This is a genomic window from Mesorhizobium sp. BR1-1-13 (assembly GCF_020165515.1).
Lineage (GTDB): Bacteria > Pseudomonadota > Alphaproteobacteria > Rhizobiales > Rhizobiaceae > Mesorhizobium.
In genome coordinates, this window is the sequence record NZ_JAIUIH010000001.1 from 418,961 (window position 1) to 432,671 (window position 13,711).

A 13,711-nucleotide genomic window follows, 5' to 3' on the forward strand; every position below is an offset into this window, starting at 1 on the left:
TCATGACGGGCAAGCTGAAGCGCACCATCATCGCCTGGCTGCTGCTTTCGCCGCTGATCATGGTGACGGTCTTCCCCTTCGCGGTGATGTTCCTGACGTCGGTCAAGCCGCGGCAGGAGGTGCTGTCGCCGACCTGGTGGCCGAGCGAGTTCCGTTGGTCGAATTTCGCCGACATGTGGGTGGCGACCGGCTTCGGCCGGGCGCTCACCAATTCGCTCTATGTCTCGGTGATCGCCACCGTCGGCGCCATCCTGATCTCCGTGCCGGCGGCCTATGCCATGTCGCGCTTTCGTTTTGCCGGCTATGGCGCCTTCCGCCAGTTCCTGCTGATCTCGCAGATGATCTCGCCGATCGTGCTGGTGCTGGGCCTGTTCCGGTTGATGGCCGCCTGGGGGCTGGTGGAAAGCACCACGGCGCTGGGCTTCATCTACATGGCCTTCAACGTCGCCTTCACGGTGTGGATGCTGCAGAGCTATTTCGACACCATCCCGCGCGATCTCGAGGAGGCGGCCTGGATGGAAGGCGCCGGCCGCTGGCTGACGCTGCGCAAAGTGTTCCTGCCGCTCTGCCTGCCCGCCATTGCCGTCACCGCCATCTTCACCTTCATCAACGCCTGGAACGAATTCGTCGTGGCGCTCACCATGCTGCGCAGCCAGGAGAGCTACACGCTGCCGATCCAGGTGTTCTCGCTGGTCGCCGGGCGCTACACGATCGAATGGCATCACGTCATGGCCGCCACGCTGCTGGCGACGCTGCCGGTGGCGATCCTGTTCATCTGGCTGCAGCGCTACCTCGTGCGAGGGCTGGCGCTCGGGGCCGTCAAATAGCAATTCATGAAAGTGTATGGCGGTTTTTTCCGTCCGGAATTGCGAGAGCGAAGAGTAACCTGTCCACGGAGCTTTCATGCGCATCTTCACCGCCTCGCTGGCGACGGAAACCAACACCTTCTCGCCGGTACCGACCGACAGGGCATCGTTCGAGATGGCCTTCTATGCCGGGCCGGGCAAGCATCCGGAGACGCCGACGCTGTGCTCCTCGCCGATCGTCGCCCTGCGCCGGCGCGCGGCCGGCGAGGGGCTCGACGTCGTCGAGGGTACCGCCACCTGGGCCGAACCCGGCGGCCTTGTGCAGCGGCAGACCTACGAGGCGCTGCGCGACGAGATTCTGGGCCAGCTCAGGGCGGCGCTGCCGGTCGAGGCCGTAATTCTCGGCCTGCATGGCGCCATGGTGGCGCAAGGCTATGACGATTGCGAGGGCGACCTGCTCGAACGGGTGCGCGAGATCGTCGGGCCTGGCGTGGTGATCGCTTGCGAGTTCGATCCGCATAGCCATCTGACGCCGAAGCGCGTGGCGGCCTGTAACGTCATGGCCTATTTCCTCGAATTCCCGCACACCGATTTCTACGAGCGCGGCGAGCACGTCGTCGAGCTCGGCCTCGCCGCGGCGCGTGGCGAGATCAAGCCCGTCATCTCGACCTTCGACTGCCGCATGATCCAGGTGCTGCCGACCAGCCGCGAGCCGATGCGCTCCTTCGTCGACCGTATCAAGGCGCTGCACGGCAAGGACGGCGTGCTGTCGGTCTCGGTCATCCATGGTTTCATGGCGGCGGATGTGCCCGAAATGGGCACGCGTATCCTCGTCGTCACCGACAATGACAAGGCCAAGGGCGACGCGCTGGCCGAAACGCTCGGACGCGAGCTCTACGCGATGCGCGAAAAAACGGCGATGACGATGCTGAGCGCCAAGGACGGCATAGAGCGGGCACAGGCCGTATGTGCGGAAAAGCGCGGCAGGCCGGTGGTCATCGCCGATATCTGGGATAATCCGGGCGGCGGCGTTCCGGGCGACGGCACCATCGTGCTGCGGGAGCTTTTGGCGCGCGGCATCGATAAGGTCGGCGTGGCGACGATCTGGGATCCGATCGCCGTGACCTTCTGCCAGGCCGCGGGCGAGGGCGCCGTCATCGACCTGCGTTTCGGCGGCAAGTCCGGGCCCCAGGCCGGCGAGCCGATCGACGCCCGTGTCACCGTGCTGAAAGTTCTCGCCGAAGGTTGGCAGAGCTTCGGGCCGAGCCGGGTGACGCTCGGGCCCGCCGCGTTGATCCGCATCGAGGGCACCGAGGTCGACATCATCCTCAACACCAACCGCACGCAGACCTTCGAGCCGGACATTTTTTCCAACATCGGCGTCGATCCGCTGGCCAAGGACATGCTGCTGATCAAATCGACCAACCATTTCTACGCCGGCTTCGAACCGATCGCCGCCGAGATCATCTACGTCTCGGCGCCGAGCGCGTACCCCAGCAATCCGGCGGTGACGGATTACAAGAAACTGAAGCGGGCGATCTGGCCAAGGGTAGTGGATCCGTGGAAGCAGCCAATCTCCCCGACGAAGGGGGAGATCGGCTAATCACACCAATCCCCGCTTCACCATCATGGCTTCCGGCGACGGCATCTTGCCTCGAAACGCGGTGTAGAGCTCTTCCGGATCCTTTGAGCCGCCAGCGGCATAGATGTTCTTGCGCAGCCGCTCGGCCAGCGCGGGGTTGAAGGGATCGCCCGTCTCCTCGAAAGCTGCGAAGGCGTCGGCGTCGAGTACTTCCGACCACATGTAGGAATAGTAGCCGGCCGAATAGCCCTCGCCGGCAAAGACATGGCCGAAATGCGGCGTGCGGTGGCGCATGGCGATGGTGTCGGGCATGTCTAGTTCTTTGAGCGTTTCGGCTTCGAAACGAAGCGGCTCCTGCGGGGCGTCCGGCCGTGCGTGGTAGGCCATGTCGATCAGCGCGGAAGCCGTGAATTCCACCGTGGCGAAACCGGCGCCGAAAGTCCGCGCAGCCAGCATCTTGTCGAGCAGCGCCTTCGGCATCGGCAGGCCGGTCTTGACATGCAAAGCGTGCTTTTCCAGCACCGCCGGCACGGTCAGCCAATGCTCGTAGAGCTGCGAGGGCAGTTCGACGAAATCGCGGCTGACGGACGTGCCCGACACCGAAGGCCAGGTGACGTCGGTCAGCATGCCGTGCAGGGCGTGGCCGAATTCATGGAACAAGGTCTTCGCCTCGTCCACCGACAGCAGCGCCGGCTCGCCCACGGGCGGCTTGGCGAAATTCATGATGTTGTAGATGATCGGCCTTGCACCGCGACCCAGGCGATAGCCTGACTTCAGCGCGCTCATCCAGGCCCCGGAGCGTTTCGACGGCCGGGCGAAATAATCGGCCAGGAACAGGCCGCGCTCGCTGCCGTCGGCATTCTTCACCACGAACACGCGTGCGTCCGGGTGCCAGGCGGCAATGCCCTTTTTCTCTTCGAAGGTGATGCCGAACAGTCTTGTCGCGACGTCGAAGCAGGCGTCGATGATCCGGTCGAGCTGGAGATAGGGCTTCAATTCCGTCTCGTCGAAGGCGAATTTCTCCGCGCGCAGCTTCTCCTGGTAGAACCGCCAGTCCCAGGCTGCGAATTTTTCGTTGCTGCCGGCTTCCGCCGCCAGCCGTTCCAGCTCCTTCTGGTCGGCGGCGGCCTTTTCCAGCGCCTTTTCCCAGACGGGATCGAGCAGGTCGTGCACCGCCTTGGGCGTCTTGGCCATGGTGTCATCGAGCTTCAGCGCCGCGAAGGAGCCGTAGCCGAGCAGCTTCGCCTTCTCGGCGCGCAGCTTCAGCATGTCGCGCACCACGGCCGTGTTGTCGGTCGCGCCGCCGTTCTGGCCGCGCATGGTGAAGGCGCGGAAGGCGATCTCTCGCAAGTCGCGGCGCTCCGAGAAGGTCGAGAACGGCTCGTAGACCGAGCGCGACAAGGTGACGGCGTAGCGGCCTTTCTGGCCGCGCATCTCGGCGGCTTCGGCCATCGAGCTCTTCACGAAATCCGGCAGGCCGGCCAGGTCGGCCTCATCCAGGAACAGCGCCCAGTCGCGTTCGTCGGCAAGCACGTTCTGGCCGAAGCTGGTGCCGAGCGACGACAGTTCCTCGTTGATCCCTGCCAGTCGCTTCTTGCCCTCGGCATCGAGTTTCGCGCCCGAGCGGACAAAACCCTTCCAGGTCTTTTCCAGCACCCGCAGCGTCTCGGCATCGAGCTTGAGCGTCTCGCGGCGCTGGTAAAGATCGTCGATGCGGGCAAAGAGCCTTTCATTCATCGAGATCGCCGAGAAATGCCTCGACATCCTTGGCGAGATGTCGCGCTCCAGCGCCTGGATATCCTCGTTGGTGTGGGCCCCGGCGCGGCACCAGAAGATCGACGAGACATGGTCGAGCGCCTCGCCGGCGAGCTCCAGGGCTTGAAGCGTGTTCTCGATGGTCGGCGCATTCTCGTTCGCGGCGATGGCCTCGATCTCGGCCTCATGCGCCTTCAGCGCCGCGTCGAAGACGGGTGCGAACTCGTCGTCGCCAAATCGGGCGAAATCGGGCAGGCCGAGCGGCCCTTGCCACGTGGTCAGCGGATGAGCGGCGAGGTCGACGGCTTTCGTGGCGAGCATGGATTGTCTTTCGGGCTGGCAGGTCGGGAAGGGCTGAAATCACCGATGTAGGGCGCTCGTCCGGCGCGCGCAACAGCGTGGCCGGTCAGTAGGCTTCGCAGCTTTCCGCAAGCGCCTTCTGCGTGCTGGCCGTGATGCGATCGCCCGCTATGGCGAAGGTCTCATGCATCAGCATGTCATTGTCGGGGAAGTCGTAGCAGGCGATCACCGTGGTGACGCCGCCTTCGTTCTTCTCGATCCGGTGTCGGATCGCGGCACCCGCAACCGCACCTTTCCATTCGTCGAGCGAGGCGATGAACTCCTGCTTTCCCTGCACGATGCCGAGGTCGTCGAGTTCGATGCGCACATTGTCGGCGAGCAGGTCGGAAAGTTCGGTGCGGTCGGCGACCAGCAGGGCCGAATACCAGCGGCTGATGATGGCGCCGTCATCGGCGCGGGCGGCCATGATCGCCATCAGCAGTGCGGCGGCGGTGAACATGACCGGCCGGATGCTCATCGCTTGGCGTGCCGTTTCGGTCATTCCAGCACCGGGCGCTCGAAATCGCCGGTCTCCTTGTTCATCACCCAGAGCTCGCCGGTCGAAATGTCGAACCAGGCACCGTGCAGCGACAGCCGCCCCTTGCCCTCAAGGATCGAGACGCAGGGAAAGGTCCTGAGATTGGCTAGGGAATAGCGGATCGAGATGCGCTCCAGCGCCGTCTGGCGCTCTGTCGCCGTCATGAAGGTGCTGGCCGACACGGTCTCGGCGGCCGGCGCGATCAGGCTCATCCATTTGCCGATGAAGTCGCCCGGCGACAGCGGCGCGGAATTGGCGTCGAGCGCGGCACGGATGCCGCCGCAGCGGCCATGGCCCATGACGACGATGTTCTTGACCTTGAGGCTCTGCACCGCGAATTCGAGCGCGGCCGAGGTCGAGTGGAACTCGCCGTCCGGCTCGTAAGGCGGCACAAGATTGCCGACATTGCGCAGCACGAAGAGTTCGCCGGGCCCTGCGTCGAAGATAGCCTCGGGTGCAGAGCGGGAATCGCAGCACGCGACGATCATGGTTTCCGGCGCTTGCCCCTCCCGGGCGAGCTCGCGATAGCGGCCGCTCTCGGTGAGATAGCGGCCGTTCATGAAATTGCGGTAGCCGGTGAGAAGGTGATCGGGAAGGTGAGGCATGGGCGGCTTTCCGGTTGGAGGGCGGCAGCGCGTTGCGGTCGAGAAACGCTCTAGCGGTAAAAGCCCGTCGCGAGCAATGCAGAATTGTAGGGTTGGCGAGAAATGCCATGCGTCAGGCGCGACGCTGGCCAATGTTGTCACGCCCAGACGGCGACCGGTATTCCAAAGCCGTCGGTGAGTGGCGGGTCGGGAAAAGGCCTTGCCGCGCCGTTCGCTATGCGGCCGGCGATCAGCATCATCGCCGCCGCATCGAGGAAATCATCGGCGGCCGCACCGCGCGGCGGCGCCTGATCGAGGAAGTCTATGGCATAGCCGTGCCGGCTAAGCAGCGCCTTGCGTTCCGCCATGCCGGCCGGATTGATGCTGCCCTTGACCTTCTTCGGCAGCAGCATGGCCTGCCCGCCGTTGAGCCGACAGAAAGCCACTTCCGGATGCGATTCGAAGACGCGGCCACGCAGTTCGGGCCGCGCGATCAGCAACGTATCGATCTCGCGTATTTTGCCAAAGATGCCGAATGCCTGGATCGAAACGCCGCGCGGCGGATCGGATGTCGTCCTGGCCACGTCGCTCGCCCGGCGGTGCGCGGCGTACCAGGCTTCGATCGAAGTGAACTCGGCGGTATCGGCGTAGAGTGCCGCACGAGACGGGATCGAGAAGACGCTGGATTGGCGTGGCCCGAGCAGCCGCCTGACCTGCGCCTCCGGCCCGCGTCCGCCCTTGCTCGAAAATTCAGGCAGGCCGATCGGCATGTCGACGGCGATGATCGCGTCGTCGGGAACCGCCGCCAGCAGTGCGGCGAAGCTGGCGAAGACCTCGACCGAAGGCGCCGCGTTCGGAGCGCTCCGAACGGCGACCCAGCCGGCCTTGCAGCCGTCCGCGCCGACCAGCACCCGTGCCGATGTCACGCGCGGCGGTCCCGCCCCGGATGCGTGAGATGGCGAAGCTGCACCATCGCCATCGGGTGCGACAGGCTCTGTACATCGGTTTCGAGCTGCAATTCGTCGCCGCCGCGTTTGGCCGTGCGCGCCAGGATTTCGTAGACCGCCGCGGTCGTCGATTGCAGCGCCTTGATCGCCGGCTGGCCGGAGAGGATGCGCGCCAGGTACACCGCCGCCGTCAGGTCGCCCAAACCGTTCGGCGGCTTTTCGATAACGCGGTGCTCGGCGAGCAGCGCCTGGCTGCCGTCGAGCAGAAGATTGCCGGTGCCGCCTGAAATCATCGACGGCGCCGAGGTGACTAGCATGGTCGACGGCCCGGCATGGAGCGCGGCCGCCATCACCGACTTCAGGTCGGGCAACGGCACGCCGGCCATCCACTCCAGCTCATAGCGGTTAGGGGTAGCGATGTCGGCGATCGGCATCAGCCGGTCGCGCATGGCGATCGCCGTCGGTTCCGGTACATAAAGCCCGCCCGAATCGCCCATCACCGGATCGCAGATATAGACGGCGTCGGGCGTCCTAGCCTTGACCGCGGCAACCAGCGAGGCGACGGCTTCGGCCTGGCCGGCCTCGCCGAGATAGCCCGACAGCACCGCCCCGACCTCGCCCAGCCACGGCGCGCGCTCCAGATCGGCCATCAATGCCATGAACTGATCGAGCGGCGGCACGATGCGGGTCGCGCGCCCATGGCCGGGATGCCAGGGCAGGATGATTGTCGGCACCGCCCATACCGGGAAACCCAGCGATTCCAGCGCAAAGACGGCGGCGCGATTGCCGACCGAGCCGCGTGCGACATGGCTGGAAATGACGATGACCGCGCGCGGCGCGTCGGCTTGCTCGGTGCTCATTGGATTCCTAACTGCCCCTGGCGAGGAAAAGCACGAGCCAGACCATCAGGCCCAGCGCCAGGAGCAGGCCAAGTATCCGGCCAATGCGCGTGCCCCATACTTCGATCGGATCGGCGCGGTCGGCATCGGCCGCCGCGACGTGGTCGCGCACGGCCTTCGCGGTCTGCGCCGCGAGCGAAGTGGCGGCCGGATCGGTCTCGCGCGCGACGCGCTCGAGGATGCGGCGCGATTCGGTGTCGCTGTCCTGGCGCTGCGCCATGATGCTGTCCTGTTTCGTGGCGACCTTAGCGCGTTCGCCCCGTCAATTACAGCGTCTTGCGACCGACCGTGATGCCATCGACAACCGTCTGCGCCGAGGTCGTTTTCTTGCGCGCCGATTGTGGTAATGCTTCGCATGCAACTTCTACCGAGGGGACCGATCATGTTTGCCCAGCGCCTTGCTTTCCCGACATTCCGCACGCTGCCCGCCTTGCTGGTGATGGCCGTCATGCTGCCGCTGCTTGCCGGCTGCGGCTACAACACCATCCCGACGGCGGAGGAAAACGCCAAGGCCGCGTGGAGCGAGGTGCTGAACCAGTATCAACGCCGCGCCGACCTCATCCCCAACCTGGTCGAGACGGTCAAGGGCTACGCCTCGCACGAAAAGGACACGCTCGACGCCGTGGTCGAGGCGCGCGCCAAGGCGACGCAGGTCACGGTAACGCCAGAGACGTTGAAGGATCCCGAAGCCCTCAAGAGGTTTCAGGACGCCCAGGCAGGGCTGACCAGCGCGCTGTCGCGGCTGCTCGCTGTGTCGGAGGCATACCCGGACCTGAAGGCCAACCAGAACTTCCTGGCGCTGCAGGCGCAGCTCGAAGGCACCGAGAACCGCATCGCGGTGGCGCGGCGTGACTACATCCAGGCGGTCAGGGACTACAATCTGACGCTGCGGACCTTCCCCTCGGTGCTGTGGGCGACGTTCTGGTTCCGTAGCAACGAGCCGTTCGCCAATTTCACGGTCGAGGAGGACAAGTTGCAGACGCCGAAGGTCGATTTCGGCACGAAACAGGGCGGATGATTGCCGGATTCCGACGTGGTGATCCTGCCCGCCAATGAGGGACGACGCGCCATGTATCGCGTCGCTGTCTTGATCCTCGTTCTTGTGCTGCCATTTGCGGCCCTCGCCGCCGAGCTCCCGGCGCTGACCGGCCGTGTCGTCGACAATGCAGGCATCATCGATGCGGCGACCAGGGCGGCACTGACGCGGAAGCTTGCCGATTTCGAGACGAAAGGCTCCGATCAGATCGTCGTCGCCACCGTCCCCAGTCTCGGCGGCGAGGAGATCGAGCCCTATGCCAACCGGCTGTACCGGTTCTGGAAACTCGGCCAGGCGAAGGAGAACAACGGCGTGCTGCTTCTGGTCGCGCCGAACGACCGCAAGATGCGCATCGAGGTCGGCTACGGGCTGGAAGGCACGCTGACCGACCTGCACACCAAGCTGATCATCGAAAACGACATGGTGCCGGCCTTCCGTGCCGGCGATTTCTCCGGCGGCATCACCAAGGCCGTCGACGACATGATCATGGTGCTCAACGGCAATCCCGAGGAGCTGGAAGCACGCGGCAAGCGCAACCAGCAGGCGCCGTTCAATTCCGACGATTTATTCTTCGCCATCTTCATCGGTATCTGGGCGCTGATCTTCTTCGGCAGCATAGCGGCCTCGGTGCTGCCGCCGATCTTCGGCCAGAAGATCGGTCCCGGCCGTTACCGCTGGCTCGGCATGACGTTCGAGCCGAGCCGGCGATCGTCAGGTGGCGGCTGGTCGTCAGGTGGCGGCGGCTGGTCGGGCGGCGGCGGCTGGTCCTCGGGCGGTAGCGGCGGTGGTTTCTCCGGTGGTGGCGGCTCTTCCGGCGGCGGCGGCTCTTCGGGAAGCTGGTGAGAGGGACCATGGCGATACGACCGATCAGTCCGCAGGACCATGAGCGCATCGCCGGAGCGATCCGCGCCGCCGAATCAAGGACCGACGGCGAGATCTACTGCGTGGTGGCGCATGGCAGCGGCAACTACTTCTTTCCGGCTGCCTTCGTGGCTGCTCTCGCCACGCTGCTGGTCAGCCTCGCGGTCGCCTATGGGCTGGAGGCCTGGTGGCTCACCATCCGCCTGCCGCACTTCGTCATTGCCCAGCTTCTGGCGCTGGCCTGCTTTCTTTTGCTGTTATGGGCCTTTCCGGGGCTTCGCATCCATATGGTGCCGAGACGGCTGCGCTATCAGACCGCACATGACAACGCACTGAAGCAGTTCCTGGCTCGCAACGTCCACCGCACAACCGCGCGCACCGGCGTGCTGGTCTTCGTCTCGGTCACCGAGCGCTACGCCGAGGTGGTCGCCGATTCAGGCATTGACGCCAAGGTCGGCCAGCATGTCTGGGACGATGTGGTACGCGAGCTTACCGCACATGCTGGCGACGACCGGCTTGCCGACGGCTTCGTCAAGGCGATCCAATCGGTTGGAGCGGTGCTCGCCGAGCACTTCCCGGTCACGTCGGGCGACACCAACGAGCTCGACGATCATCTGGTCGAGATTTGAGCGCCACCGACAGCCTCGAACGCGCATCGCGCAGGCGATGACGGCCTGTGAGAAAGCGGCCTCCGGACTGCCCGGACTCTTGCATTCGAGCGATGCGGGTTTATGGTTAACAAATCATGAATACGCTGAGCATCGACATCCGCAAAGCCGAATCGCGCGACGCCGCGGCGATCGCCGACGTGCATTTGCAGGCTTGGCGCGGCGCCTACAGCGGCATCATCCCGCACCGCACCCTGACATCGATGATCAACCGTCGCGGCGCCGACTGGTGGGCTAATGCCATCCGCCGCGCCGCCACCGTTCTGGTGATCGAGATCGGCGGCACGGTTGCCGGCTACGCCACGATCGGCAAGAACCGGGCCCGCGAACTCAAGCAGCAGGGCGAGATCTATGAATTGTACCTGCGGCCGGAATATCAGGGCATCGGGCTCGGCAGCCGGCTTTTCAAGGCGGCACGGGCGCGGCTTGCAGATCACGGATTGAAGGGCACGGTGGTGTGGGCGCTGGAAGACAATCAGAACGCGCTCGCCTTCTATTCCGGCGCCGGCGGCCGCGATATCGCCGAAGGCGTCGAGATATTCGAGCAGAAGGCGCTGAAGAAGGTTGCTTTCGTCTGGGAATGACCGGCGAGGAACGATCGCGTAAGCGGCGCGAAGCGCAACCTACGCAATCACAACACTGAAACATCTTCTGCCAATGATTGAACGCGTTGAATGCCATTGCGTCTTGCTGGGCGTTCTTGAGCACCATTCGCCGCATTGCACCATTTTGCGCCGCCCGCTATCGGTCTGCCAATCGAGAGAGGGATTAAGTCATGCGTATTGAAGCCATCGCCACCGGAAAGAATCCGCCCGAGGACGTCAACGTCATCATCGAAGTGCCGATCGGCGGCGAGCCGATCAAATACGAGATGGACAAGGAGGCCGGTACGCTGTTCGTCGACCGTTTCCTGCACACCTCGATGCGCTATCCCGGCAATTACGGCTTCGTTCCGCACACGCTGTCTGGCGACGGCGATCCGATCGACGTGCTGGTCTGCAACACGCGCGCTCTGGTGCCCGGCTGCGTCATCAATGTTCGGCCGATCGGCGTGCTGATCATGGAAGACAATGCGGGCCAGGACGAGAAGGTCATCGCCGTGCCGTCGCCGAAGCTGACGCTGCGTTACGAGAACGTCACTGAATACACGCAGTTGCCCGAGATCACCCGCGATCAGGTGCAGCACTTCTTCGAGCACTACAAGGATCTCGAGCCCGGCAAATGGGTCAAGATCGAGGGCTGGCACGATTCCAAATACGCCAAGAAGATGATCGTCGACGCGATCGAGCGGGCCAAGGCAGGCAAGTAAGAAGGCCGGTCACGTCAGTTCGGCGCGGCCAGCGCCTTCTCGATCTGCGGCAACAGCAGCGTCTGAGCCGCCTCGGCCGTCAGCGGCCCGACATGCTTGTAGGCTATTTTGCCGTCCTTGCCGATGACGAAGGTTTCCGGCACGCCATAGACGCCCCAGTCGATCGCCGTGCGGCCGGCCTCGTCGACGCCGATCGCCTGGAACGGATTGCCGAGATCGCCGAGGAACCGGCGGGCGTTTTCCGGCCGGTCCTTGTAGTTCAGAGCCGCCATGGTGAAGCGCCTGTCCTGCGCCAGCCCCAAAAGCACCGGGTGCTCTTCGCGGCAAGGCGCGCACCATGAGGCGAAGACGTTGACCAGCGTCACCTTGCCGGCGAACGATTTCGAATCGAGCCCCGGCAGGTTCGTGCCGTCCAGCGGCGGCAGGTTGGTCGGCGGTGCCGGCAGGCCGATCAGCGCCGACGGCACCTCCGAAGTGTCGCGCCCCGACAGGAGCTGCGCCAGGAACAGCCCCGCCAGCCCGAGGAAGACCAGCAGCGGCAACAGCACGAACAGGCGGCGCCGGGCCGGTGCCGGCGTTGGCATATCCGTGCTCATGACGCGCGCTCCCCGCCCTTGTCGGATCGTCGGCGCACGCCCGCCGCCTCGAGTTCGGCCAGTTCGCGCTTGCGGGCCCGTTGATCGAGCAGGACCCAGCCGATCAGCCCGGCCAGCGCAATCGCCGTGACGGCATAGGCGGCGGTGACGTAGAGCGCATGCGGGCTCATGCCGGCTGCCTCATCGGCATGCCGCCCGCCAGGTCGATCCTTCCGCCGCGCTCGATCATGCCTTCCCTTAGCCCCACGCCGGTGACCGCGCAATTGGCCGCCGCGCCGCAGCCTCTGCCGGTCGTCGCTTGCCTCAATCCGTACCATGGCGCAGCGCCAGCGCCGCCGCCAGCGGTCCAAGCACGGCAAGAAACAACGTCAGCGCGGCAAGAATGAGGAAAGGTTGCAGGAACGGATCGGGACTGGCCGTCGCACCATAACTCGCAGAGACCCCGAAGATCAGCACCGGGATGGTCAGCGGCAGCACCAATACCGAGATCAGGAGCCCGCCGCGCGGCAGCGCCACCGCCACCGCCGCACCGACGGCGCCGATGAAAGTGATCGCCGGCGTGCCGACCAGCAGCGTAAGCGCCGTGGCGCCGATGGCGACCGGCTCCATGTTCATGAACAGGCCGAGCAGCGGCGCGGCGACCACCAGCGGCAGCACGCTGCCCGCCCAATGCGCCAGGCATTTGGTGAGCACGGTCAGCGCCAGCATGTGGCGGTCGTTGCCAAGCACCAAGAGATCGAGCGAGCCGTCCTCACGGTCGGCCTGGAACAGCCGGTCGAGGCCGAGCAGACAAGAGAGCAGCGCACCGATCCACAGGATCGCCGGGCCGATGCGGGCAAGCAGTTTCAGGTCCGGCCCGACGCCGAAGGGAATGGTGGCGATCACGGCGAGGAAGAAGATCACGCCCGTCAGCGCCCCGCCGCCGGCCCGGATCGAAAGGCGGATGTCGCGCAGGAAGAGCGCTAGCATGATTTGAGATGCTCGCGCTTGAGCACCCCCCTCTGGCCTGCCGGCCATCTACCCCGCAAGGGAGGAGATCGGATGTCACCCCGGCCATCGCCAATTTTCAACGTTGGAAGGCGGGCGAGGCGCCGAAGGTGCCAATCTCCCCCCTTGCGGGGGAGACGTCCGGCAGGACAGAGGGGGGTGTTCAAGCTCGGCATTACTCCCCCATCCTCAATTCCGTCGCTCCCTCGATCCCGAGCGGCAGATGCGTTGCCGCGACGATTATCCCGCCCTCGGAACAATGCCCCCTCATCAATCCCGCGAATCGCGCCTCCGAATCCCTGTCCAGACCCGCCGTCGGCTCGTCGAGCAGCCAGATCGGCCGGTGGCTGACCAGCAGTTTCGCAATCGCCGCGCGTCGTCTTTGCCCGGTCGAGAGATAGCCGAACGGCAGATGGCCGATGCCGCCCAGTCCGACCGTCTCCAGCGCCTCCTCGACGCCGAAGGATCCACCGCCGTTGAAGTCGCGCCAGAAGCGCAGGTTTTCCGTCACGCTGAGCGCCGTTTTCATCGCGTTCTGATGGCCGAGATAGTGGCAGGCCGAAGCGATCGACGGAAATTCATCCCCGCCGCCCTCGATCAGCAAATTGCCTTCAGCCTTCGGCAGCAGTCCGGCGACGATCCTGAGCAAGGTCGATTTGCCTGATCCGTTCGGCCCGGTGACAACAAGCGCCTGGCCTTGATCGAGGTCAAAGCCAATGCCCGAAAACACCGTCTCGCCGCCGCGTTCGCCGCCCAGATTTTCGGCGATAAGCCGCATCCCTCGCCCGCCCTGAAACAATCCGC

The 13,711-nt window shown here is 65.0% G+C and carries 17 protein-coding genes; 7 read left to right on the forward strand and 10 right to left on the reverse strand.

Annotation, left to right across the window (positions count from 1 at the left end; all coding sequences use genetic code 11):
- Nucleotides 1-2: 2 nt before the first annotated feature.
- On the forward strand, nt 3-827 hold the full coding sequence (locus LB533_RS02120) for a carbohydrate ABC transporter permease (protein WP_140643499.1): 825 nt from the start codon (nt 3-5) through the stop codon (nt 825-827).
- Nucleotides 828-903: 76 nt separating this feature from the next.
- On the forward strand, nt 904-2,409 hold the full coding sequence (locus LB533_RS02125; protein WP_140643441.1) for a M81 family metallopeptidase: 1,506 nt from the start codon (nt 904-906) through the stop codon (nt 2,407-2,409).
- On the opposite strand, the gene LB533_RS02130 is transcribed toward LB533_RS02125, so the two are convergent.
- The 6 genes from LB533_RS02130 to LB533_RS02155 form a co-directional block, all read right to left on the reverse strand.
- Nucleotides 2,410-4,464 carry a M3 family metallopeptidase gene (locus tag LB533_RS02130; protein WP_140643443.1) on the reverse strand — a complete coding sequence of 685 codons (2,055 nt, stop codon included), beginning with the start codon at nt 4,462-4,464 and terminating at the stop codon, nt 2,410-2,412. It abuts the gene before it with no gap.
- A gap of 85 nt (nt 4,465-4,549) precedes the next feature.
- The gene (locus LB533_RS02135; RefSeq protein WP_140643445.1) at nt 4,550-4,984 is read right to left on the reverse strand and encodes a nuclear transport factor 2 family protein; all 435 of its coding nucleotides are present in this window, start codon (nt 4,982-4,984) and stop codon (nt 4,550-4,552) included.
- Entirely contained in the window at nt 4,981-5,625 is a 645-nt protein-coding gene (locus LB533_RS02140) for a carbonic anhydrase (RefSeq protein ID WP_140550632.1), read from the reverse strand. The genes LB533_RS02135 and LB533_RS02140 overlap by 4 nt, the downstream gene beginning before the upstream one ends.
- Before the next feature lie 137 nt (nt 5,626-5,762).
- The gene (locus LB533_RS02145) at nt 5,763-6,530 is read right to left on the reverse strand and encodes a DUF429 domain-containing protein (protein WP_140643447.1); all 768 of its coding nucleotides are present in this window, start codon (nt 6,528-6,530) and stop codon (nt 5,763-5,765) included.
- Nucleotides 6,527-7,411 (reverse strand): pyridoxal kinase PdxY, encoded by an 885-nt coding sequence (gene pdxY / locus LB533_RS02150; RefSeq protein WP_140643449.1) that lies wholly within the window; start codon nt 7,409-7,411, stop codon nt 6,527-6,529. Before pdxY ends, LB533_RS02145 begins: the two co-directional genes overlap by 4 nt.
- Nucleotides 7,412-7,418: 7 nt before the next feature.
- Nucleotides 7,419-7,670, reverse strand: coding sequence for a hypothetical protein (locus tag LB533_RS02155; RefSeq protein ID WP_140643451.1), 252 nt, complete (start codon nt 7,668-7,670; stop codon nt 7,419-7,421).
- Nucleotides 7,671-7,832: 162 nt separating this feature from the next.
- Here LB533_RS02155 and LB533_RS02160 point away from each other — a divergent pair, with 162 nt between their 5' ends.
- The 5 genes from LB533_RS02160 (at nt 7,833) to ppa (ending at nt 11,324) form a co-directional block, all read left to right on the forward strand.
- Nucleotides 7,833-8,468, forward strand: a complete 636-nt coding sequence (locus LB533_RS02160) for a LemA family protein (protein ID WP_140643453.1) — start codon at nt 7,833-7,835, stop codon at nt 8,466-8,468.
- Between the two features lie 51 nt (nt 8,469-8,519).
- Nucleotides 8,520-9,329 (forward strand): TPM domain-containing protein, encoded by an 810-nt coding sequence (locus LB533_RS02165; RefSeq protein WP_224676754.1) that lies wholly within the window; start codon nt 8,520-8,522, stop codon nt 9,327-9,329.
- 8 nt (nt 9,330-9,337) lie between these two features.
- Nucleotides 9,338-9,976: a TPM domain-containing protein gene (locus LB533_RS02170; RefSeq protein WP_140643455.1), complete on the forward strand. Its 639-nt coding sequence runs from the start codon at nt 9,338-9,340 to the stop codon at nt 9,974-9,976.
- Nucleotides 9,977-10,092: 116 nt separating this feature from the next.
- The gene (locus tag LB533_RS02175) at nt 10,093-10,599 is read left to right on the forward strand and encodes a GNAT family N-acetyltransferase (protein ID WP_140492466.1); all 507 of its coding nucleotides are present in this window, start codon (nt 10,093-10,095) and stop codon (nt 10,597-10,599) included.
- A gap of 191 nt (nt 10,600-10,790) precedes the next feature.
- Nucleotides 10,791-11,324, forward strand: a complete 534-nt coding sequence (gene ppa, locus LB533_RS02180) for an inorganic diphosphatase (protein WP_140514009.1) — start codon at nt 10,791-10,793, stop codon at nt 11,322-11,324.
- A gap of 14 nt (nt 11,325-11,338) precedes the next feature.
- On the opposite strand, the gene LB533_RS02185 is transcribed toward ppa, so the two are convergent.
- The 4 genes from LB533_RS02185 to ccmA all read right to left on the reverse strand — a co-directional run bounded on the left by LB533_RS02185 (nt 11,339) and on the right by ccmA (nt 13,685).
- Nucleotides 11,339-11,920 (reverse strand): DsbE family thiol:disulfide interchange protein, encoded by a 582-nt coding sequence (locus LB533_RS02185; protein ID WP_140643459.1) that lies wholly within the window; start codon nt 11,918-11,920, stop codon nt 11,339-11,341.
- On the reverse strand, nt 11,917-12,090 hold the full coding sequence (gene ccmD, locus LB533_RS02190) for a heme exporter protein CcmD (protein ID WP_224676539.1): 174 nt from the start codon (nt 12,088-12,090) through the stop codon (nt 11,917-11,919). Before ccmD ends, LB533_RS02185 begins: the two co-directional genes overlap by 4 nt.
- Nucleotides 12,091-12,223: 133 nt before the next feature.
- On the reverse strand, nt 12,224-12,889 hold the full coding sequence (gene ccmB, locus LB533_RS02195) for a heme exporter protein CcmB (protein WP_224676540.1): 666 nt from the start codon (nt 12,887-12,889) through the stop codon (nt 12,224-12,226).
- Nucleotides 12,890-13,082: 193 nt separating this feature from the next.
- Nucleotides 13,083-13,685, reverse strand: a complete 603-nt coding sequence (gene ccmA, locus LB533_RS02200; protein WP_140643463.1) for a heme ABC exporter ATP-binding protein CcmA — start codon at nt 13,683-13,685, stop codon at nt 13,083-13,085.
- Nucleotides 13,686-13,711: the final 26 nt, after the last annotated feature.

Coding starts and splice junctions, on each gene's coding strand:
- LB533_RS02155 (WP_140643451.1), bottom strand. CDS start 7,670: ATGGCGCAGCGCCAGGACAGCGACACCGAATCGCGCCGCATCCTCGAG.
- ccmD (WP_224676539.1), bottom strand. CDS start 12,090: ATGAGCCCGCATGCGCTCTACGTCACCGCCGCCTATGCCGTCACGGCG.
- ccmA (WP_140643463.1), bottom strand. CDS start 13,685: ATGCGGCTTATCGCCGAAAATCTGGGCGGCGAACGCGGCGGCGAGACG.
- LB533_RS02135 (WP_140643445.1), bottom strand. CDS start 4,984: ATGACCGAAACGGCACGCCAAGCGATGAGCATCCGGCCGGTCATGTTC.
- LB533_RS02160 (WP_140643453.1), top strand. CDS start 7,833: ATGTTTGCCCAGCGCCTTGCTTTCCCGACATTCCGCACGCTGCCCGCC.
- LB533_RS02120 (WP_140643499.1), top strand. CDS start 3: ATGACGGGCAAGCTGAAGCGCACCATCATCGCCTGGCTGCTGCTTTCG.
- LB533_RS02175 (WP_140492466.1), top strand. CDS start 10,093: ATGAATACGCTGAGCATCGACATCCGCAAAGCCGAATCGCGCGACGCC.
- LB533_RS02140 (WP_140550632.1), bottom strand. CDS start 5,625: ATGCCTCACCTTCCCGATCACCTTCTCACCGGCTACCGCAATTTCATG.
- pdxY (WP_140643449.1), bottom strand. CDS start 7,411: ATGAGCACCGAGCAAGCCGACGCGCCGCGCGCGGTCATCGTCATTTCC.
- LB533_RS02165 (WP_224676754.1), top strand. CDS start 8,520: ATGTATCGCGTCGCTGTCTTGATCCTCGTTCTTGTGCTGCCATTTGCG.
- LB533_RS02130 (WP_140643443.1), bottom strand. CDS start 4,464: ATGCTCGCCACGAAAGCCGTCGACCTCGCCGCTCATCCGCTGACCACG.
- ccmB (WP_224676540.1), bottom strand. CDS start 12,889: ATGCTAGCGCTCTTCCTGCGCGACATCCGCCTTTCGATCCGGGCCGGC.
- LB533_RS02125 (WP_140643441.1), top strand. CDS start 904: ATGCGCATCTTCACCGCCTCGCTGGCGACGGAAACCAACACCTTCTCG.
- LB533_RS02185 (WP_140643459.1), bottom strand. CDS start 11,920: ATGAGCACGGATATGCCAACGCCGGCACCGGCCCGGCGCCGCCTGTTC.
- LB533_RS02170 (WP_140643455.1), top strand. CDS start 9,338: ATGGCGATACGACCGATCAGTCCGCAGGACCATGAGCGCATCGCCGGA.
- ppa (WP_140514009.1), top strand. CDS start 10,791: ATGCGTATTGAAGCCATCGCCACCGGAAAGAATCCGCCCGAGGACGTC.